Annotated in this window: 17 protein-coding genes and 1 tRNA gene; 6 read left to right on the top strand and 12 right to left on the bottom strand. The window is 51.4% G+C overall.

Going from position 1 to position 21,561, the window contains the following annotated elements; genetic code table 11:
* Positions 1-260: 260 nt before the first annotated feature.
* From CIK95_RS11315 to CIK95_RS11270, 10 genes are all read right to left on the bottom strand, one after another.
* Positions 261-342 (bottom strand) — tRNA-Leu (locus CIK95_RS11315).
* A gap of 55 nt (positions 343-397) precedes the next feature.
* Positions 398-1,420 (bottom strand): S41 family peptidase, encoded by a 1,023-nt coding sequence (locus CIK95_RS11310; RefSeq protein WP_094467036.1) that lies wholly within the window; start codon positions 1,418-1,420, stop codon positions 398-400.
* Positions 1,417-2,232 (bottom strand): DUF3316 domain-containing protein, encoded by an 816-nt coding sequence (locus CIK95_RS11305; protein WP_094384795.1) that lies wholly within the window; start codon positions 2,230-2,232, stop codon positions 1,417-1,419. The genes CIK95_RS11310 and CIK95_RS11305 overlap by 4 nt, the downstream gene beginning before the upstream one ends.
* Positions 2,219-4,912, bottom strand: coding sequence for a DNA gyrase/topoisomerase IV subunit A (locus CIK95_RS11300; RefSeq protein WP_094467035.1), 2,694 nt, complete (start codon positions 4,910-4,912; stop codon positions 2,219-2,221). The genes CIK95_RS11305 and CIK95_RS11300 overlap by 14 nt, the downstream gene beginning before the upstream one ends.
* A gap of 200 nt (positions 4,913-5,112) precedes the next feature.
* Positions 5,113-6,432 carry a nucleobase:cation symporter-2 family protein gene (locus CIK95_RS11295; RefSeq protein ID WP_094467034.1) on the bottom strand — a complete coding sequence of 440 codons (1,320 nt, stop codon included), beginning with the start codon at positions 6,430-6,432 and terminating at the stop codon, positions 5,113-5,115.
* 521 nt (positions 6,433-6,953) lie between these two features.
* Positions 6,954-7,523, bottom strand: a complete 570-nt coding sequence (locus tag CIK95_RS11290) for a hypothetical protein (protein ID WP_094467033.1) — start codon at positions 7,521-7,523, stop codon at positions 6,954-6,956.
* 22 nt (positions 7,524-7,545) lie between these two features.
* Positions 7,546-7,728, bottom strand: coding sequence for a hypothetical protein (locus CIK95_RS11285; RefSeq protein ID WP_094467032.1), 183 nt, complete (start codon positions 7,726-7,728; stop codon positions 7,546-7,548).
* A gap of 453 nt (positions 7,729-8,181) precedes the next feature.
* Positions 8,182-9,066: a carbohydrate kinase gene (locus CIK95_RS11280; protein WP_094467031.1), complete on the bottom strand. Its 885-nt coding sequence runs from the start codon at positions 9,064-9,066 to the stop codon at positions 8,182-8,184.
* Between the two features lie 172 nt (positions 9,067-9,238).
* On the bottom strand, positions 9,239-10,288 hold the full coding sequence (locus tag CIK95_RS11275; protein ID WP_094467030.1) for a zinc-binding dehydrogenase: 1,050 nt from the start codon (positions 10,286-10,288) through the stop codon (positions 9,239-9,241).
* A gap of 100 nt (positions 10,289-10,388) precedes the next feature.
* Entirely contained in the window at positions 10,389-11,798 is a 1,410-nt protein-coding gene (locus CIK95_RS11270) for an MFS transporter (protein WP_254046463.1), read from the bottom strand.
* Positions 11,799-12,065: 267 nt separating this feature from the next.
* Between CIK95_RS11270 and CIK95_RS11265 the strand changes: the two genes are divergently transcribed.
* Complete coding sequence (locus tag CIK95_RS11265; RefSeq protein ID WP_094422757.1) at positions 12,066-13,073, top strand: LacI family DNA-binding transcriptional regulator; 1,008 nt, start codon at positions 12,066-12,068, stop codon at positions 13,071-13,073.
* Positions 13,074-13,265: 192 nt separating this feature from the next.
* Positions 13,266-13,640 (top strand): RidA family protein, encoded by a 375-nt coding sequence (locus CIK95_RS11260; protein ID WP_094384958.1) that lies wholly within the window; start codon positions 13,266-13,268, stop codon positions 13,638-13,640.
* Positions 13,641-13,923: 283 nt separating this feature from the next.
* Here the strand turns inward: CIK95_RS11260 and CIK95_RS11255 are convergent, their stop codons facing one another.
* On the bottom strand, positions 13,924-15,141 hold the full coding sequence (locus CIK95_RS11255; protein WP_094467028.1) for a glycoside hydrolase family 27 protein: 1,218 nt from the start codon (positions 15,139-15,141) through the stop codon (positions 13,924-13,926).
* Positions 15,142-15,447: 306 nt separating this feature from the next.
* Between CIK95_RS11255 and CIK95_RS11250 the strand changes: the two genes are divergently transcribed.
* Together CIK95_RS11250 and CIK95_RS11245 are read left to right on the top strand one after the other, a co-directional pair.
* Positions 15,448-16,209, top strand: coding sequence for a 4Fe-4S binding protein (locus tag CIK95_RS11250; protein WP_094467027.1), 762 nt, complete (start codon positions 15,448-15,450; stop codon positions 16,207-16,209).
* Entirely contained in the window at positions 16,206-17,312 is a 1,107-nt protein-coding gene (locus CIK95_RS11245; protein ID WP_094467026.1) for a glycerate kinase, read from the top strand. Before CIK95_RS11250 ends, CIK95_RS11245 begins: the two co-directional genes overlap by 4 nt.
* 234 nt (positions 17,313-17,546) lie before the next feature.
* On the opposite strand, the gene CIK95_RS11240 is transcribed toward CIK95_RS11245, so the two are convergent.
* Positions 17,547-17,861, bottom strand: coding sequence for an Abi family protein (locus tag CIK95_RS11240; protein ID WP_254046462.1), 315 nt, complete (start codon positions 17,859-17,861; stop codon positions 17,547-17,549).
* A 791-nt stretch (positions 17,862-18,652) separates the two neighbouring features.
* On the opposite strand from CIK95_RS11240, the gene CIK95_RS11235 reads away from it, so the two are divergent.
* Positions 18,653-20,638 carry a hypothetical protein gene (locus tag CIK95_RS11235; protein WP_094467025.1) on the top strand — a complete coding sequence of 662 codons (1,986 nt, stop codon included), beginning with the start codon at positions 18,653-18,655 and terminating at the stop codon, positions 20,636-20,638.
* Between the two features lie 20 nt (positions 20,639-20,658).
* Positions 20,659-21,561 (top strand): hypothetical protein, encoded by a 903-nt coding sequence (locus CIK95_RS11230; RefSeq protein ID WP_094467057.1) that lies wholly within the window; start codon positions 20,659-20,661, stop codon positions 21,559-21,561.

The following is a 21,561-nucleotide window of genomic DNA, read 5'->3' as shown; positions in this document are numbered from 1 at the left end:
ATTCAATAATAGCGGAAATTCCGAATAGGGTTGTCTCCTCAGCCATTTTGCAGAATATATTATGCTTGTTGCCCACTTCAAGTTATCCCTCTTCTATCTCTACACATTCCTCCAGCCTGTCAGTAGTGGTGTCATCAAATGTAGAGGCTGACAGCCTGGCCATCGGGTGACCACGAGTGATGACCGCGCAGCCAATGGGGCTTGGGTAAACAAACAAAAAAATCCTAACTGCTTGTTGATAAGCAATTAGGATTAGCGGGTGCGCCTGATAGGACTCGAACCTACACGACCTGAGCCACCAGATCCTAAGTCTGGCGCGTCTACCAATTCCGCCACAAGCGCAATAATGGTGCAAAGTTACGATAAAAAAATGAGAAACGTGACGATGCGTGAGTTTTTATTTGCTGTCATTCAATTTTTTACGGGCTTCCTCGATGATGGTGTCAATGCCACGCTGGAGGTCGCTGTCGGTAATGCTCACCACATGGTCGGGGGCTATGCCGTCTTCGGTGCTCTGGCGGTTGCGGTCGTAGATGGGGCAGGCAGAGAACCTCACGCTCCATCCGCACGGCAGCTCGCTGCTGAAGGGCATGCCGCCTCCGCCACCGGTGTGGTCGCCCACGGTGATGACGCGTGGACAGCAGCGCATATACTTGACAAACTCGTTGGCGGCGCTGAAGACGGTGCGGTTGGTGAGCACTGCCACCGGCTTGTGCCAGCGTATGCCGCGGCTCGGGCGCAACCGCTGCTCCTTCATGGCAGAGAAGTCGTTGTGGCCGCGGCCCGTCTTGTGCTGCACATATCCCACGAGGATGTCTTCGTCGGTAAAGCGGGCAGCCAGTTGCTCGGCGGCGCTTATCATTCCACCGGGGTTGCTGCGTATGTCGATGATGAGGGCGCGGCAGGTGAGCAGGTAGGCCATGATGTCGTCGAGGTTGCCTTCGCCGAAACCGTTGGCAAAGGTGGAGCAGCGCATATAGCCTATGTTGTCGTCGAGGATGCGGTAGCTGATGCCCGACGCGATGCGGTAGTCGGTGCCGAGATAGCGTCGGGAGAGTGTGTCGGAGAAGTTGGAGGGATAGTCTTCGCGCCAACTCCAGTTGCGGCCGATGTCGAAGGTGGAGTAGAGATTGACATGGCCGTCGCGCAATTCGCTGAGCATGTTGCAGAGCACTTCAAACTGCTGGTTCTCGCTCATGTGGTTGTCTATCTGGCGTGAGTAGCGCTGATAGACCTCGTTCCAGTCTATGCCCTTCTGGCTGAAGAAGCAGTAGTGCTCGTCCATGATGCGCCATAGGGCTTCAAAGTTGCCGCTCGGCGAGTTGGTGTATTCGTCTTCATCTACGCAGCTGGTCATGCTGATGGCGACAAGACATGCGAGGCATAGGCGGAACAAGAAAGAAAGGCGTGGAAGGGTCATGGCTGTTTAATCTTTTGGATACTGAACTTGCGCACCACACCGATGACAAACGCATGGGTGTAGATGTGTGACTTGAGGTGGTTGACGCTGGCTTGCTGGTAGTCGCCCAGATAGCCGGCGCGCAGGGTGGTGCCCCACAGGTTGTAGTCGACGGTGAGCATCTGCCTCATCGACGGCGCGTTGCCTACCCAGGTGGGCACCACGTTGTGGTCGTAGTTGCCCTTGGAGAATATCTCGTAGTAGGACTGTCCGTAATTGGGCGAGAACATGACGCCGGCGACTGGCAGCCACACCTCGTATCTCACTGCCAGCGGATGGCGCCAGTGCAGGGTGTAGGTGGCGGCGGCTGTGGGCGTAAGGTTGAGATAGGCTCTGGCCTGTGCGGGATTGTTGGAGTTGCGGGTGTTGTAGATGAAACCTATGTTGGCGTCGATGTTTCCACCCACGTCGAGTCGCAGGGTGCTTCCCTTGAAATGGAAATCGCATAGATGCCAGTGCCATCCGTACTGGAAATTGTAGCTGCCTGCCATCTCGCCACCGTAGCCGCTCTTGTTTTCAAGAAGAGAGAGGCTGCCCTGGTGGATGATTTCATGGAAGAGGCGCGTGGTGTCGGTCTTCTCGCGCAGGGTGTGTGAGATGTATCTCAGTTCGGTGCCCCTGTAATGGAGCGGGGAGAGATAGGTGTCGAGCACCTCGGCACCTCCAATGCCCACCATGCGGGCATTGGTGACTATGCGCTCGCTCTGGGCCCAAGCGATGGAGCAGGGCACGACTGCCAGAAGCGCCAGGAGGATGATCTTAATTGTCGTCATTGGAGAAAAGGCTGAGTTGGCCGGTGATTTCGTCGATGACCTGCTGCTGGCTCTTGCCGGCATCGGGGTCCAGGTTGGTGTCGTCGGTGCTGTCGTCGGCGTCACTGGCAGTGGGCTCGGGCTCTGGTTGGCGGGTAGGCTCAAGCTCTTCTACCGTCTTGACCTTGTAGATGGTGAGTCGGCGGCCGTGGGCCTTGACCGAGCGGATGGTGGCGAAGTCGGCAGCCTCGACCTCCAGTGGTGGCTGCTTGACATCGACGCCCTCGAAGGTAACCCTCAGACGGGGATAGGGCGTGTCGGTGAGCAGCACCATCTTGCTCTTGGGGTTTTCGCCCATGATGTTGAGCGGCTTGCGCGAGTATTCCAGCGCAAATCGCTTGATGTAGAGCAGACGGTTGTTGTCGGCATCATAGAGCACGGCGGTCCATATCTTCTCGGGATTCCACTTCTCGATGACGACGATGCCCTCGCTATAGTGGTTGTTGGCGTCGAAGTCGGTGAAGTAGTAGCTGTAGTCGTTGAGGATAACCAGTATACGGTCGTCGTCGCTGAACTCTCCGAGGTAGTTGCCCCGCTCTTCATAGTTGATGCGTCGCACATAGGGGTCGTACCACACCTTGCGTCCGCCCAGGGTGGAGTGGCCGCGGCTCTTGAGCGAGATGCGGTGTACGGGCTTCTTGGTGAGGATATTGCCTCGTGCCGTACGGTTCTTGATAAGTATTTCGGAGAAATCCTTTTCGAGGAATATATTGGCCTTCTTCTTGGCTGTACAGTCGGGTTCGAGCGTTATCTTTATCACTTCGGCCTCGCCGTTGGGGTTGGCAGTGAAGTACATGATGCGCGAACCCTCGGTGCCTTGGGTCAGGTCGTACTCGCGGTCACGGGTACAGCCGTTGACGAAGAAACGCTTGATGAAGCACATGCCCTTGCGGCCGTCGCGATAGACCACGTTGAAGATGGTGCGCACATCGTTCTTCTTGAACACCTGCGCCCAGATTACGTTCTTGCCCACGAAGAACTTGTCGGCCACCTTGACGATCTTGTATTTGCCGTCGCGGTAGAAGATGATGATGTCGTCTATCTTGGAGCAGTTGCACACAAACTCGTCTTTCTTGAGTCCGGTGCCCATGAAGCCGTCGCTGCGGTTGATGTAGAGCTTCTCGGTGGCCTCGATTACCTCGGTGGCTTCGATGGTGTCAAAGTTGCGTATCTCAGTGTGGCGTGGATGGTCGGCGCCATATTTCTCGATGATATACTCATACCAGTTGATGGTCACGTCGGTCATGTGGGCCAGGTCGTGCTCTATCTCCTTGAGCTCTTTCTTGATACGCGCCAGCAGTTCGTCGGCCTTGTCCTTGCTGTATTTCAGGATGCGCTGCATCTTGATTTCGAGCAGACGCAGCAGGTCGTCGCGTGTGATGCTGCGCACCAGCTTCTTCTTGAATGGAGCAAACTTCTCGTCGAGGAACTCCACCACGGCGTCCTGGTTGGGAGCCTGCTCGAAGCGGGTCTCCTTGTACATGCGTTCCTCGATGAAGATGCGCTCGAGCGAGATGAAGAACAGCTGCTCGAGCAGCTCGTTGCGGCGTATCTCCAGCTCCATCCTCAGCAGGTCTTTGGTGTGCTCGACCGAGTGGGTCAGCACGTCGCTGATGGTGAGGAAGCAGGGTTTGTTGTCCTTGATTACGCAGCAGTTGGGCGAAATGTTGGTCTCGCAGTCGGTGAAGGCATAGAGCGCGTCGATGGTCTTGTCGGGGCTTGTGCCCGGCGCCAGGTGTATCAGTATCTCCACCTCGGCGGCGGTATTGTCGTCGATGCGGCGTATCTTGATTTTACCTTTCTCTATAGCCTTGGTGATGCTGTCTATCAGAGTTGATGTGGTCTTGGTGAAGGGGATGTCGCGTATGGCGAGCGTCTTGCCGTCTACCTGCTCTATCTTGGCTCTCACCTTGACCACTCCGCCTCTCAGTCCGTCGTTATATTTGGATACGTCTATCGAACCGCCGGTGGGGAAGTCGGGGTAGAGGGCAAACTTCTCGCCGCGCAGATAGGCTATGGCAGCCTGGCATATCTCGGTAAAGTTGTGGGGCAGAATCTTGGACGCCAGACCCACGGCTATACCTTCGGCTCCCTGGGCCAGCAGTAGCGGATACTTCACGGGCAGCGTGATAGGCTCCTTGTTGCGGCCGTCGTACGACAGTTGCCAGTCGGTGGTCTTGGGGTTGAACACCGTGTCGAGGGCAAACTTGGTAAGACGGGCTTCGATGTATCGTCCGGCAGCAGCACGGTCGCCGGTCAGTATGTTGCCCCAGTTGCCCTGGGTGTCGATGAGCAGCTCCTTCTGGCCCAGTTGCACCAGCGCGTCGCTTATCGACGCGTCGCCGTGGGGGTGCAGCTTCATCGCCTCGCCCACCACGTTGGCCACCTTATTATATCTGCCGTCGTCCATGCGCTTCATGGTGTGCAGTATGCGTCGCTGCACAGGCTTCAGACCGTCCTCGATATGAGGTACGGCACGTTCCAGGATCACGTAGCTGGCGTAATCCAGAAACCAGTTCTTGTACATTCCCGAAAGGTGATGCACGGCAGAAGCGTCGAAACGGTCGGCGGGGCGATAGTCAGAGTGCTGGTCGTTGTCCAGTATATCGTCTGTTTCCTCTTTGGTCTTGTCGTCGTCCATAGTTATTATCGTTTATTGCAGAAAGTATACAAAATTAGGAGTTTTTTTTGATTTATGCAACGAAAGAATGGCAAAATGCTTGATTTTTCATGATTATGATAGACACGCCGACCCCTGAAACCGAAGAGACGACAACCGGCAGGGCGCTGTGGGGCCCATCGTCGGCTGTCGTCTCTTCAGTAATGGAGTGTCTTGTATCCTTATTGCTTGTCAGCAGCGTCTTCCTTGTCCTTGGGAAGAATCAGATTGAGCACCACGGCCAGGAGGAATACCACAGCCACACAGTTGTCGGCAAATACCGTACGCACAATCTCGGGGAAGATGTTGAACATGTCTGTGGCCTGGGTGAAACCGAGTCCCACGCTCAGCGAGAGGCTCACGATAATCATGTTGCGCTGAGAGAATCCGGAGCGGGCCATCATGCCGAAACCGGCAAAGAGGATGCTGCCAAACATCATGATGGTGCAGCCTCCAAGTACGGCCTGGGGTATGGTGGTAAGCACATAGCCTATAGCCGGGAATATGCCGCCCACAATCATTACCACGGCACCCACGCCTATCGTGAAACGGTTGACTACGCCCGACATGGCAGCCAGACCCACGTTCTGGCTGAACGAGGTGATGGGGGTACAGCCGAAGATTCCTGATACACTGCTCACAAAACCGTCGCAGCAGATGGCAGACCCCATCTCCTTCTGCTTGGGGTCGCGTCCGAGCGCGCTGTTGCAGAGCGCCGATGTGTCGCCTATCGTCTCTGTTGCCGAGACCAGATAGACCGCCGTCACCGAGAGTATCGCGCCGATGTTGAACTCAGGCGTAAAGGGCAGCAGCTTGGGTAGCGCCACAATCGATATATCGCTGAGTCCACTGTAATCAATCATACCCATGAAGAGAGCGAGGATATAGCCCGCGATGAGGCCCATGAGTACCGACAGCGACCGCAGGAAGCCCTTGGCAAACACCTGGCAGAGCAGACAGGCCAACAGCGTAACGCTGCCCACAATCCAGTTGTCCATGCTGCCGAAGTCGGCTGCGCCCAGTCCGCCGGCAAAGGAGTTGGCTCCCACCGGCAGCAGCGAGAATCCGATGGCTGTCACCACAGTGGCTGCCACGACATGCGGAATCAGTTTTATCCAGTATTTGGCGAAAAGTCCCAGCAGTCCTTCCAGCACGCCGCCCACAATCACCGCTCCGATGAGGGTGCCCATGCCATAGGCTGCGCCAATGCTGATGGCCAGCGAGAGAAAGGTGAAGGAAATACCCATCACGATGGGCAGCCGCGAACCTATCCGCCATACGGGGTAGAGCTGCACCAGCGTACCTATACCCGCTATTACCATACAGTTTTGTACGAGCACCGCACTGACTGATTTGTCCAACCCTATGGCGCTGGCAAGAATCATGATAGGCGCAATGTTGCTGACAAACATGGCCAGTACATGCTGAAGACCGAATGGGACTGCTTTGCCCAATGGCACTCTACCGTCAAGCTGATAGAGATTCTCTGTAGAATTTGTCATAACTATATCAGTATAAATAGAAATATCGCTTGATAACATTTCTTTCCGCTCCGTGTCTATCCCACAGCCATAACTGCTTGCGCTGTCAAGCCCCAGGTCTGCCACAGAGACGCTACAAAGTTACAAAAAAACATTGACCTCCAATCCCTCAATCCCCATTTTTTCTTCTGCCATGCACAAAGGGGCGGGATTGGGCGCGGATATATGCCTTATTATATATATAGGAGGCGTCACATCCGCTTTTCCATCCGCTGGTGGAGTCGCTTGGGGGAGAAAGGCATCTCGTGTTGTCTGTTTCTACATCAAACCACAACGCGTGATTGAATTGGCTGGGAGCCATGATGGTTGTATATCGTCCGTTTCCTACATCAAACCACAACTGGTATTAAAGAATAGATGCGGCCTATAGAGTTGTATATCGTCCGTTTCCTACATCAAACCACAATAAGGCAGTAATGCCGAAGGGTAAAACCTATACTCCCGCTTCGGTGGGAGTTTTTTTGTTTTTAGCCCTCTTGACTTTACAAATCCTCCATAATGTTTTGTCTCAGCTTGTCCTGGTTGGCTTTGTCGTAGTAGCTGAGCTGCACGAAGCAGTCGAATTTCTGATGGGTTATCTCGAGGGTTATATCTCCGTTCTTGCAGGCAAAGGTGCTGTGGTATTTGCAGCGGTCAAACTGAACTTCGTACATGCGGCTGTTGTCGTCATCTGCATACTTGTTTTGAAATTCCTCCACACATACTTTGGGCTCGCCGTATTTCTCGGTGAGCATGTCCTTATAGCTGGAGTAGCAGCTTTCGAGGTCACTCCACTTGTCCATTTTGGGGAACTCTACGCAGACGCGACATATCATGCCGCTCTTGTCGGCCACGGCATAGATATGGCAATTCTTGTAACCGGCAAATTCGCCTTTCAGCACCGACACTCCGTCTTCGGTGCCTAAGGGCACATATCCTTTGGCCTTGAGCTTGAGGGTAAACGACTGCAGGGTTCCTTCCATAGGGATGCCCTTAAACTTCATGTGTTCGGTCTGGGCTGAGCAGAGGCATACTGTCAATGTCAGCAGCAATGTACATAATAGATGTTTCATAGTTGTATGTGTTAGTTGATTGTTATTGGGTTCTCGGTATACTCTTTTCGGAGATAGACTTGATACGATTTTCCCTGCCTATGGGTTCGGCGATGTCGTATTGCCCCCATCCTTCTTCCCGTGGATTTTTCTTGATCATCTCGTCATACCACCAGTCGTAGTGCTCGCGACTGATGATGCCCAGGTCGTGGGCTTGATGTACCATCGCAAAGCCACAGGGCAGCCACGGATGTGCTGCAAAGTTACAAAAAAACATTGACCCTCAATCCTCATCTCCCCACTTTTTTCTTTAGCAGAAGTGCGCGATGGTAGAGAGAATGGGTGGAATAGGTGCGGCTGTTTATCTTTTATTATATTTAGCAATTCTGTTTTTCTGTTTCTGAGATTGAATTATAAAAAGAAGGACGAGAGCAATGTAAATAATGCCCCCGTCCGATTAGTTTTCACAACGGAATAATCCTTATTGGATGTACAAAAATACTAATGTCCTAACTAATCACAACCTTTGACGAACAGGAAATGCAGAAGCCCGGTTGTCGTTGGCATAACAAGTGCTCATAACGCTTCCTGCTCTGCGTGTGTCCGAGTCCAGCGGTACACATGCTGATTCTGCCCCAATGTCACGGCCGCTTTCAGCCGCTATGGGGCAGAAGAGGTGTCATCTGGTATATTCTTCGGGCAATACAGGCATGGCACCATGCTGTGTGCAGACATATGCCGATACCTTCACCGCCAGTTCGTGGGCTTCCCTTACGTTCTTGCCCTTCAGGATGCTTGCCACAAATGCGCCTGTGAACGAATCGCCGGCGCCCACGGTGTCAGCCACTTCCACTCTGGGTGTCTCGATAAATGATATCTCGCCTGGTGTAAATACGTAGCTGCCGTTTACGCCACAGGTCAGGATGAGCATCTTCAAGTTGTATTTGCCCAGGAGAAGCCAGCATTTGTTCTCCAGGTCTATGCCTGGATAGCCGAAGAGGCGGCTTATGGTGATCAGTTCCTCGTCGTTGATCTTGAGGATATTGCATCGCTTGATGCTCTCGGTGATAATCTCCTTGTTATAGAATCCTTGACGCAGATTGATGTCAAAGATTTTGAGAGTTTCTTTCTCTTCAGGCATATTGTCGAGAAATCGGTAGATGGTATTGCGTGACACCTCGTTGCGCTGGGCCAGCGAGCCATAGCAGACGGCGGTGCAGTTCTTGGCCAATCTGTCCAGGGCGGGGGTATAGGGTATATTGTCCCAGGCTGCTCCTTCCTTGATGTCATAGCAGGGTATTCCATTGGCGTCGAGCGTCACCTGTACGGTGCCGGTAGGGTAGTCTATCTTTTCTATCTCATAGTTGAGATGGTGGTCGTCGAGTTCCTTTTCCAGTTCCTTGCCCAACTCGTCATCACCCATTGCGCTGACAGCCCAACTGTCGAGCCCAAACTGAGAGACATGATAGGCGAAGTTGGCTGGAGCGCCACCGAGTTTCTTTCCACTTGGCAGCATGTCAAAGAGAGCTTCGCCGATACCTATTACTGATTGTTTCTTTTCCATTGTCGTCTTTAGTTTTAGATTGCTGGATACATTGTCTGGCTTCCGTTGCGTGGGCATCTTTCTGGCGGTGCCCATTGCTGCGGTCCAATCTTTTTGGACAGTCTGCACACGTCAGTACATCCTTTCTCTGTATCTGCCAATGGTGTGCAGACTGTCTCTTCTTGCCTGTCTGCTATTTCTTCTCTTGTGGTTTCTGGTCTAAGTCGATGATAACCTTCATACTCGTCTCGCGATGGCTGTCGATGAATCTGTATGCGTCATCATATTCCTCAAAGGCGAAACGGTTGCTTATGAGAGGCTTGAGGTTGACGATGCCTTTGCTCACATAGTCGATGGCGGTGAGATAATCCTCGTGGCGGTACATCATCGATCCGATCAGGCGCAGTTCGTGTTCGCCCAGGTGAAACATGCTAAGAGCTGGGTCTTTGGCAAAGACAGCCACGACCACGATGTCGCTGCCCTTCTCGATGGTCTCCATCAGCGAGCGGATAGAAACCTCTACGCCAGCCACTTCAAAGCCTACCTGATAGCCTTCTTCGCCGAAGAGTTCTTGGGCAGCTGCCTTGAGGGGCTTCTTGGTGATGTTGAGCGTATGCTCGATGCCACACTCGCGGGCTTTGTCCAGACGCAGGTCGCTCACGTCGGTGATCAGTACGTTCTTGGCGCCACGGGCGATACAGAACTGGGCGATGAGGTTGCCGATGGTTCCAGCACCGCTCACCACTACATTCTTGCCTTTCACCTCGGTGCGGTTGCTGGCATGGGCGCCTACGGCGGCAGGTTCTATCATGGCTCCATAGTCGAGGCTCATCCCTTCGGGCAACTTGGCTACGCGGTCATCGTCTACGACGAAGAGGTCCTGGGCTGCGCCGTCAGCCTGGAATGCCTGTACACGCAGATGTTCGCAGACATTATACTGTCCGCGTTTACAGGGGTTGCACTTGCCGCAGACCAGCTGTGGGCGGGCGGTGATGTGGTCACCGGGGCTGCATACGGTTACCTCGCTGCCTACAGCCACTACCACTCCCGAGTACTCATGTCCCTGTACCACTGGATAGAATGTGGCGGGGTGGAGACCGTGGTAAGAGTGTATCTCACTGCCGCAGATGCCGATGCGCTTGATGTTGACGAGCACCTGATGGGCTGTCAGGTCAGCTGCCTTGGGTTCTGCTATTTCCTTAAACTCGATTCGCTTGGGTTCTACTAATATTGCTTGTCTCATAGTTGTATTGTTTTTTTTATAGTTGTTATCGTTAATGTTAGTGTGTTGGGCAATTTCCGTTTGTCTTGTCCCACCCATCGGCCTGATGACCGATGGAGTTTTATTTCTTTTTGTTTTCCAGTTCTGTCATGATCTGGTTGTATTGTTTCTTGTTGAGTCTGTATAGACAGAGACACCCTGCGGTGATGATCCATAACACTCCTGGTATGGTGCTGAAGGCATGGTGCATGATGCTCAGCACCTCCGGGTTCTGCACAGCGTTGCTTACATATCCTGCACTGCCCAGAGCAATGGCGAGAAGTGATGTGCCGAGCGCCATGCCTATCTTGTTGCCCAGAGAGATGAAGGCATACTGGAATCCATCGTTTCTGATGCCCGTTTTCCACTCACCATATTCCACGCAGTCTGGGATGATGGCATAGATGGCAGTGTTGAATCCAGAGAAGAAGAACCATGACAATGCAGAGAATAGGTAGAACATGATGGCGCTACCGTTGGGACTGAAGAAGTACAGAGCGATCATCGTGACACCGGTGAGGAAGGCGAAGATGGCTGCAGCCAGACCCTTGTTGCCGGTCTTTCTGAATACCATGGGGAAGCAGGCTGCACCGATGATACTTGGCACGATGATGGCCATCGAATAGAAGGAAAAGAGCGTGGCCGAACCTTCTACATAAGTGAAATAGTAGAGCATGTCGGCGTTGCGTCCATAGTGGATGAAACCGAAGAGCAGCTGGCCTAAGAGAGCGAGCAGATAGGGCTTGTTCTTCATCATGGCACAGAGCTGTACCTTCAGCGGGAGCTTCTGACCCACAGGTATCTCCACTACCTCTCTGGTTTTGCGGAAACAGAACAGATGGCAGGCGGCGAAGATGATGCCATAGAGCACAGCCACGGCGAGATAGCCATATTTGGTGTCGCCGGCGCCAAACCAGCTGATGAGTGGCACGGTTACGATGTTGATTACGCCGATGGCCATCATCGCGCTTACCGAGCGGCTGGTGTTGAGTTTGGCTCTCTCGTCGATATCCTGTGTCATGGCTCCGCAGAGAGTGCCATAAGGCAGGTTGACGCAGGTATAGCCCAGTACCAGGATGCAGTAGGTCACTGCCATGTAGATGATCTTGGCGGTCTGGCTCCATTCGGGGTGTGCCCAGAAGGTGAGTATCAGCACCAGTGCCGTGATAGGGGCTCCGAAGAGCAGCCATGGGCGGAATCGTCCCCAGCGAGTATGGGTCTTGTCGGTGAGTGCGCCGATGATTGGGTCGTTGATAGCATCCCAGAATCGGGATATAAGCATCAGGGTGGCTACAGCGCTCATGCTGATTCCAAACACGTCTGTGTAGAATATCATGAGGAAGTTGCCTACAAACATCCAACTGAAGTTGCAGCCCACGTCGCCCATGCCATAGGCGAGCTTGCTGATGAAGGGAACTTTACCCTCTGCATTGTTTTTCTGCGAGTCGTCCATCTGTGAACAGTTCGCTTGACACTTACTGTCTTGTTCCATCTTTTTTAGGTTTGGGTAGTGTATTGTTTTTAATTCTTAGGCGTTGGGAAGTAGTACTCTCCGAGAGAACCTGCTCTTCCCTTATCACGCTGTAAAGGTAGCGTGAATTCGCAGGCAATTCAAGAAAAAAAGCATCTTTTTTCCCACAACCGTTCTCGCAACCGTTACCATTTTCTGCAACCGTTCCCAAAAAGATCCGCATTTTGTTGTTGCTCTCATGGAGAATAAGTATCTTTACAAGCGCATAGACAAAAGACCCAAAGAGATATGGCAAAATACGTCACCATTATGGATATTGCAAGGGTGTTGGGCATCTCCAAGTCCACCGTCTCCCGTGCCCTCTCGGGAGATACCGGCAATGTGAAGGCCGAAACCCTGCAGAAGATTTTGGCAACCGCTGAGCAGATGGGGTATCATCGTAACGAACTGGCAGTACATCTCAGACAGCAGAGTACCCATAACATCGGCATCATCATCCCCGAAATCATCACCACGTTTTATATGACCTTTATCAACGAGGCACAGGCCATCCTGCGCAGACAGGGCTACAAGGTGATGATAGCCATCTCCAATGAGAATCCCGAGCAGGAACGTGAGAATATCCTGATGATGGAGCAGCTGCGCGTCGATGGCATCCTGATGAGTGCCTGTGACAAGGAGCGCAACGTAGATCTATATAATAAGGTGATAGAGCGAGGCATCCCCATCGTGTTTTTTGACAGAACCGTGGAGAGGGTCAGGGCTTCCCAGGTACGCATGGACGATTATATCATGGCGTTTTTCATGGTTGAGGCTTTGCTGCGCAAGGGTTACAAGCACATCATCCATATTCCCGGTCCGTCTTATATCCGCAACAGTTATGAACGGTTGAGAGGTTATCGTGAGGCGCTTGAGAAGTTTCATGTCGAGTACCAGTCGCATGATGTCCTGCTGCCGGCATTGTCGGCCGAAGAGGGCAGTTGGGTGATGGAGCAGTATCTGGCCAAGGGAGTGCCTTTTGACGCCGTCTTCGGATTTACGGAGACCGCTGTCCTGGGAGCCAAGAGCGTCATCCAGAAGCACGGCTTGCGCATCCCTGACGATGTGGCGCTCTGCTGCATGTCGGGTACGACCCTTGCCACCCTGGTACATCCTCAGCTGACGGCTGTCGAACAGCCTATCGCCAAGATGGCGCAGGAGGGGTGCCGACTGCTGTTGGAGCATCTTGCCGATGCAGACAAGCCGATAGAGGAGATTGCTCTGAGAGGCGAAACCGTAATAAGAGAGTCTACATAGAGGCAGCGGGTGTGTCATCCATAGGATATGACACACCCGCAGCTTGTCTTTTCTGCTTCCTTTACGGCTCCAGAGTCTCTGCTTCCGCTTCTGCCATGCAGTTGTAGAAATACAGGAAAATATAGTTGGTTGTCGTGGAAAAATAGTATTTTTGTAACCCGAAGGACAATATATACACTAACAGACAATATGATGAAAGTAATCCATTCTGAACTCGCCCCCAAAGCGGTGGGGCCTTACAGCCAGGCCATTGTGGCCGGTGGCTTCGTTTTTGCGTCAGGCCAGCTGCCCATCGATCCTGCCACAGGTGAATTTGCCGAGGGCGGCATCAAGGAGCAGACCCGCCAGTCGCTCACCAATGTTACCCATGTGCTTGCCGAGGCAGGCATCGACCTGAGCCATGTGGTCAAGACCACGGTGTTCCTCTCTGATATGGCCAACTTTGCTGCCATGAACGAGGTCTATGCCACATTCTTCAGCGAGCCTTATCCAGCCCGTTCGGCTGTGGCTGTCAAGACGCTGCCCAAGAATGCCCTCGTAGAGGTAGAGGTTGTGGCTGCTCTCTGATTTCCCTTCCTCCGCACCCCGATGGCGTGCGAGTCTAATTGACAAGCCGTGTGGTTTCCCGAGGTCATTGTGACTGGTATCGGGTGACCACACGGCTTGTTTTCGGGATGTCCGCAGACGATAGCTGCGCCCTTCCTCCTATGCGACGGCCGCCGAAGGCAGAGAGGAGGTTGTCGCGGTTGCTGTCAGTATGCTATAAGATGACAGGAGCATCATGGTTGCAGCGTTCTTCGCTTGCTGCCAGATGCTCCTGTTATTCGTCTTTCGTCGGTTAGGTGTCTTCTTACTTCACCACAAACACCTTTGTCTCATGCGCGGCCACGCTTCCTTTCCAGCTCTTGGCTTTCCGGGCTATGTCTCGGTGCTGCCATACATCGCGCACGGTGTACTTGCCGTTGAGCCCGAGGCTTGCAAAGTTGAGGCTTATGCGTTGGGCTTCGTCCGAGGGGTTGAGGATGGCCACGGCGTGCGAACCGTCGGCGAGCGGTTTGATGTAGACCTGCTGCGCAGGCAGGTTCACGATGCGTTCGGCAGCCTTGCCCAGAGCGTCTTGGTTGATGGCGATAATCTCCTTGTTGAGCAGAATGCGGCGGTCATCGTCGGTCACCTTGCGCAGGTCGTTGGTCATGGCAAGCACCGACGACAGCATACACCACATGCTCATCTGCGTCTGATATTCGGTCGTGGTGCAGCCTACGCCACCGAGGTCGCTCGACGGCCCGCCCGTTCCGTACAGGCCGACCACCAGCATATCCATGTCGGGCCATTGTCCCTGACGGGCGTGTTTTGCCAGAGGCGCCGTTATGTCGATGATGTCCAGAATACCCATGCCGCCTTGCTTCACGATGTCCTTCCACATATCGCGCACATCGCCCGAGGTACGCCAGAGCTGTCCTCCCACCTCTTCGCACCACTCTTCGCATTGGCGCTGACCCCACTCGCAGATGCCGAGCACGATGTCGCGCCCCGAGTTCTGCAGAGCGTTAGCCATAGTGCGGTAGCGCTGTCGGGCGGTGGCACTGTCGGCAGGAGCGTTGCAGTAGTCGTACTTCAGATAGTCTATGCCCCACGAGGCGAAGGTGCGTGCGTCCTGCTCCTCAAAACCCAGACTCGCCGTCCATCCGCCGCAGGTGAGCTGTGCCGCATCCGAGTAGATGCCGAGCTTCAGTCCTTTGGAGTGTACATAGTCGGCGAGCGCCTTTATGCCCGACGGAAACTTCTCCGGGTCGGGTATGATGTTGTTCTCACGGTCGCGTCCGCCTTGCCAGAGGTCGTCGATGAAGATATATTCGTAGCCGGCGTCGCGGAAACCGCCTTCAACCATGGCGTCAGCGGTTTCGCGTATGAGCTGTTCGTTGATGTTGCCTTGGAAGAGGTTCCATGTCATCCATCCCATTGGTGGTTTCGGAGCAAGTTGTCGACGTGGGGTGGGGGCGTTCTCTGCCGAAGCGAAGAGCGACGCGAGGCAGAGCGCTGCCGATAGGATAAGCGATTTGTTCATAATGATTTGTCAATTGGTTGTTTGTTATTGTCCATAGGCTGTGCCGTGGCGATATAAAGCACGGGGCTTCCGTCTGCTTTATATGCCTTGCGCATAGGCTTTTATATTATCACGTACAAATTTAGCAATTATTTCCCGAAGTCCCGTACCAAGTCTCCGATTATTTCATTATCGTGGCACCAGCCCCTCAGCCCACCGCCGGCATATACACTGCCCCAAGCACTGCCCTGTATATGATTTTTCCGTAAAAACTGCACGCTTGGCGTATTTTTTTGTATTTTTGTGACCATATTATAGTGTTTACCTATGACTATACATCAAATCACATTCAGTCCCACTGGCGGCACGCGACGCGTGAGCGAGTTGCTGTGTGCGGGCATCGGCATCACGGACACCGCCACCGAACTCTGCTCGTGGGAGGACGACATCGCTTATCCCGACATTGCTGCCGACGACCTGGCCGTCATCTCCATGCCCGTCTTTGCCGGACGCGTGCCGATGCTGGCTGTAGAGCGGCTGAAACGCGTCAGCGCCCATGGCGCCCGGTGCGTGATAGTCGCCGTCTATGACAACCGCGCCTACGACGACGCCCTCGTAGAGATGCAGGACATAGCCACCGCAGCGGGTTTCCGGGTGATGGCAGCCGTGACAGCCATCGCAGAGCACAGCGTGTGCCGACAGCTTGCCGCCGGACGCCCCGATGCGAGCGACGCCGCGCAGCTTGGTGAGTTTGGTGCCGCCATCCTTGCCCGCGCAGCCCTGTCGGCGCCCATCCCCGAGTTCACTCTGCCGGGTCACCGTCCTTACCGCGAGTACAGCCCATGCGCCGTGCCCGAAGCCGATGACCGCTGTCAGGGCTGCGGAGCATGTGCTGCCCAGTGCCCCACCAGAGCCATCGCGCCAGACCATCCCCAGACCACCGACCCAGCCCTCTGCATCAGTTGTATGCGTTGCGTGCAGGTGTGCCCCGTCCATGCCCGAGGCATCGGACAGCGCCTCTCCATGCTGGCAGTCCATCTCGAACCGCTCTGCCGCGAGCGACAGGAGAACAGACTCTATCTCCCATGATGCCGACTATACAGGGACCGGAATACACCGTGCATGGGGCTACGGTACGCAAGGTCGTCGCAGCCTTCGACTCGTTCAAGGGCAGTCTCTCTGCCCGGGAGGCATGCGAGGCGTGTGCCCAAGGCATAGGCAGAGTCCTGCCCCACGCCGCAGTAGTTCAGCTGCCGCTGAGCGATGGAGGCGAAGGGCTGGTCGAGTGTGTACGCCGGCTGCTGCCCTCATGCCCTGTGACCGTCGAGGTGCATGGTCCCCTGATGGAGCCTGTCACCGCCGAATATGCCGTGTCCATGGATGGTCGTACCGCCTATATGGAGATGGCGGCGGCAAGTGGACTGACGCTCGTGCCCGTAGGGCGGCGCGATGTGATGCGTGCCACCACCTATGGCGTGGGCGAGATGATGGCCGACGCCGTAAGCCGAGGCTGCACCGAGATAGTGATGGGTATCGGCGGAAGCGCCACCTGCGACGGCGGCAGGGGCATGATAGAGGCCCTGGGCGACTGTCGGCGCCTGGCGTCACGGTGTAGAGTCACCGTGGCCTGCGATGTAGACAATCCGCTGTATGGCGAGCGTGGTGCCGCCTGCATCTTTGCCCCGCAGAAGGGTGCTTCGCCCGAGCAGGTCAGGGCTCTCGACGCTCGTCTGCGCGACTTTGCCCGCGCCACTGAGCGTGCCGGACTCGCCACGCCACTACTCGCCCTCCACCCGGGGGCAGGTGCGGCGGGAGGACTGGGCTATGCGCTCATGGCATACCTCAACGCCGACCTCCGCTCGGGCATAGACATCATGCTGGAACTCGCCCATTTCGACGACGCCATCCGTGATGCCGACCTCGTAATCACGGGCGAGGGCAGGTCTGACGCTCAGACACTTATGGGCAAGGTTCCCTGTGGGGTGCTGGCGCGCTGCCGCCGCGAGGGAGTGAAGGCGTGGCTGCTGTCGGGCGCGATCGACGATACCGAGGGGCAGCTCTCGACAGCGTTTGACCTGGTTGCGGGCATCAACGATGCCGCCCCCCGCCCGCTCGCCGTGCTGATGCGGCCCGAGGTGGCCCGCCACAACCTGGCTGCGACCGTGGCAAGACTCATGGGTGGGGCGGGGTAGACGGAGACCGTGGAAAGCGGTGATTGTCATTATTTTTCATGGATGTGTAACACGTTATTGTATATTCATCCGCATGTGGATGAATGGTTTAAGAAGACTACGCTTCTGAGGAATGACAATTGTCAGACATGTTCCGACTTGTTTACATCAAATAGTTCATATATCAAGAAGAAAGCCTATCGGTAATGAAGAATTTTCACTACCGACAGGCTTATCTGTATTTTATCTATAAAGTTATCTCCATAGAGGATCCGAAATCCAATTCTTAGGGAATCCCAATGCTGCCGGATCTACCTGGGGATAAGAAACGAGTAAGGATTTGAGTTCATTCTTGAAGTCCAAACCATATCCCATGGAATCAAGCCAGTATGCAATACAACAGGCTATAGCATAAACTTTGTTCGCATCAACACCATTAATGTCAACCCACGCACCACGTAAAGAGGCATTCATTTGTGGAGCGTTGGAAAGATAACGATTCCAAAGTCGTGAGTGGTGAGCGCAATAGTTTCTCAGGACAGTTACACTACGCATCCAGCTTTCCAACACCTCATGCTGTGGAAGATTGAATTGACGAGCTACACGCTGTAACTGACCTCTTCAAGAAATGTTGCAGCCTTGGATGAATCAGCAATATTTAAGCCTCTACTTTTTAGTAGTTCTATTTGTTCCGAAATAGAAATAGCCTGTTTCGTGTATAATCTTAATGTTCCCATAAAAGCAAAAGACCCGCCCTGGTTCGCTGTTCAAATGGGAAGCGTGGCGGATTCTGTTGCTGTAAAGATATGAATAATCATTGATAATACGAACTTTTTAGCGAGAAAAATCACGCAAAAGTGGAATTCTCTGACATATTTATATTTAATAATGTTAAATCGGATATTGAAACCATACTTTTCCAGCTAAACAAAGTGGTTTCCCTTAAGAAAGTGTTATCTTTGTATCGTCTATACCCATGCCGAAAGCCTCAATGGGCAGAGGTTGGGCAGACATACATATATGGTATAAGGCGTAACTGTACGCTTTGGTTTTGACGCCATAAGAACTTCGCAACTTCAAACAGATTGTCAAAAACAAAGCAACGGGAACGCCTCATGAAGTGTATTATATACAGCCCCATTGGCTTTGGACGGTTCTGCCGTTTGTTGTCAATAAGGGTGATTTATATATTTACACTGGCGTGGGGCTTTCGGCGTTGCTCGTTTCGACAATCAGGGCAATGCGAAGGCCTTTATGGCGTGGAACGAGTGACAGGATAGACTCCACGCTTTTTCGTATGTATTAGTGAGTGGATTTCGTCAACAAGGGAGTCGGTTGGCTTTATTGTTTACGGAATTAGAATGAATATACTACAAAACAATCCATATCGTCTGTTAGGAGTCTATTCAAACTCTCCTACAAAGGAAAGACTGGCTAATCACAATCGCATGAAAGCGTTTTTGAAGGTTGGCAAGCCTGTGTCCTTCCCTTTAGACCTGCCCTCATATTTGGGACTCATTAATAGAACAGATGCTTCGGTAGCAGATGCTGAAGCAAAACTCACCTTGCCCAAAGACCAAATTTTGTATGCTCAGTTTTGGTTTGTAAAAATGACACCATTAGATGATGTGGCTTTCAAGCATTTGGTTAATGGAGATATTCATGGAGCTATTGAGATATGGCGCAAAAAGGAATGCCCTTCTTCTTTGCAAAACCTTTTCTTATGCTTTTTGATAAACGGATATCTGTTTTTAGCATTGTATTATGCCGAAAAACTATATACTAATATCGAATACGCCAGAGAGTTCGTTGGTTATGTTGTCAATGATTATTCTTTAGAATCTACTGATTTTCTAATAGAAAATTTATTAGATAATATATGTGATGATTTTGGAGCCAAAGAATTGCTAATAGTCAACAAAGCTGACAGAAGTTGGCCGTTGGTCTCTTTTGCAAGAGAACATGGAAAGATGAAAGTGGCCCCTTTTGTTAATAGAGAAACAGGCGATAAGTTTAAGTCGTGTGCTTTTGTTGATGATAAAGAAAATATTACCCTTGTCGCTTTTTGGTCAAAATTGGGAGAATTGACTCCAAAAGAAATAGCTAATAACAAAGAGTATTTAGATGTTATACAGTTATCTTCGGGGACTTATAAACTTGTATATAGGGAAACTGTTCATGGAAATTGGAGAAAATATATTATTGACAAATGTGCCTCAAAATATATTGCAGACATACAGAATTGTATAGAGTTGGCAAGGAAATCAAAAGGGAATCAACCCAAAGAAAGACTATTAGCCGGTGAGCAACTGCGAAAACACACAACCGACTCTTTGACCGAGTTGTCATCAATGCTTACTCACACTGATTTGCAATATCAGATGATTGCTGACAAACTAGGACTTGAAATTCTGCAATGTGGAATAGACTATTACAATGATTCTGAAGACCCCGATGCTGCTATAAAGGCAATGTCTCTACAAAAATATGCATTGAGCATTGTCGTAGGACAAGCAGCAAAGGACAGGTGTAAAGAGAATGTTGACATTCTTCAAAAGATTATAGATAACTTGCCCCCATTTGAAGTGTTTACCGAGGACAAGGCTATCAAGGAAGAATTGCATAAATATTGCCAGTTGCCCGATTTGATAAGCCATGCTGTTACACTTCTTGAAAACACCCAACCGTATTTGGTGTCTATAAAGGATAAATTGGGTGCTGACAATGAATATTATCTGAAAATATCTACATTAGTTGTAAATAATGCATTGAACAATGTTATTGCCGAAATTAATGAAGCTCAAAAATACGACCCCGCAGAAGAAAGACGGCAAAGGAATAAAAAATTAATGGAAAAATCAGACCCTCTGTTTCACCCATTATATTCGTCGCTATATAACGATGAGTTTCTATATGAATCAGAAGACAGAAAGACAAAATATGAATATGTTAAAAGAGTTGTATTAAAGGCAAAAAAGGCTTTGCTTATAATGGATGTCTTGGATATGGAGAAATCTTTTGAGCAAGAAAGGTATTTACCTAATAGGAAGACAATAAATGATTTCTTATTACAATTAAATGACCCTCTTCCGACCTATAAGCCGCTACCTTTGAAAGAAAAAATCATGAAACAAGTTGAAGATGCCCCAGCTAGTGTTAAAAGAGGAATAAAAGGTATTTACAATGAGTTTAAAGACGATAAAGGCTGTCTTTCTGCTGGTGCTTTTATTATAATATGCATGATAGTCGGTGCTACTATAAATGGTGGAGATGGAGCCAGTGCAGGTTTTGTTTTTGCATTGATATTTCTTGGTTTTATAATTAAAATAATGGATTTAGGAAAGTAATGAAAACGTTTTTTAGTATTATGTTTGCTACATTTGTTTGTCTGTCAGCAAACGCGGAAATAGTGCCAAATAAAAATGGAGTAAAGGCATTAGAGAAGAAATACGAAGAGCTTCAGAGTCTGCATGCTCATTACAGTATTGAGTTACGTAGGCTAACGGAAAAACTGAAAGAAGAAGAACGTTGCCTCAAAGACCTCAAAAGTGAGAACAATATCCAGAGTGCTGTCATTGACAGTTTGCGCAATATTTGCAATCAGCTGGGAAAAAAGCAGTCTGCCGATAACAAAAGCATATGTAGGAAGATAGATGAAACTAACAGCAATGTACAAGAAAACCAAAAAACATTGCAAAATCAGACACTTTGGGTTGGCATGGTGGTTTTGTTATTGTTAGTAGCCATCATTGGTGTGGCATATAGATTAGCAAAACGTATTAAGTCAGGTAGCACATCTATTGACGAAGTGCGTAAGGCACAAGATGCGTTACAGGTCGCACAAGGAAAGATGCAAGAAGAGTCAATAAAACTTGACGATAAACTATTGGAATTATTTGACAGGCAAATAGCGAATGCTTCTAAAAATGTAAGTAATGATAAGCCCGACCATTCGCTTGTACTAAAAGTGGCAGACGAAGTTGCTAGAATCGAGCTCAATATGTCTCGCATGGATTCATCTATAAGGGGATATAAGCAGTTGTCTAAGGCAGTAGGTCGCATCAAAGACAATTTCAACGCCCATGGTTACGAAATTGTCGATATGCTTGGAAAGCCGTATTGCGAGGGAATGAAAGTAATAGCAGAGTTCGTGCTTAATGAGGATTTGGAAGAAGGACAACAAATCATTACTGGTATAACCAAGCCACAAGTGAACTACAACGGGATAATGATACAAGCAGCCCGAATCACAGTAAGTCAGAACATCTAA

It is taken from the genome of Prevotella sp. P5-108 (assembly GCF_002251385.1).
GTDB lineage: Bacteria > Bacteroidota > Bacteroidia > Bacteroidales > Bacteroidaceae > Prevotella.
Note: the sequence above shows the minus strand (reverse complement) of the source record. Positions and strands in the feature narration are given on the sequence as shown.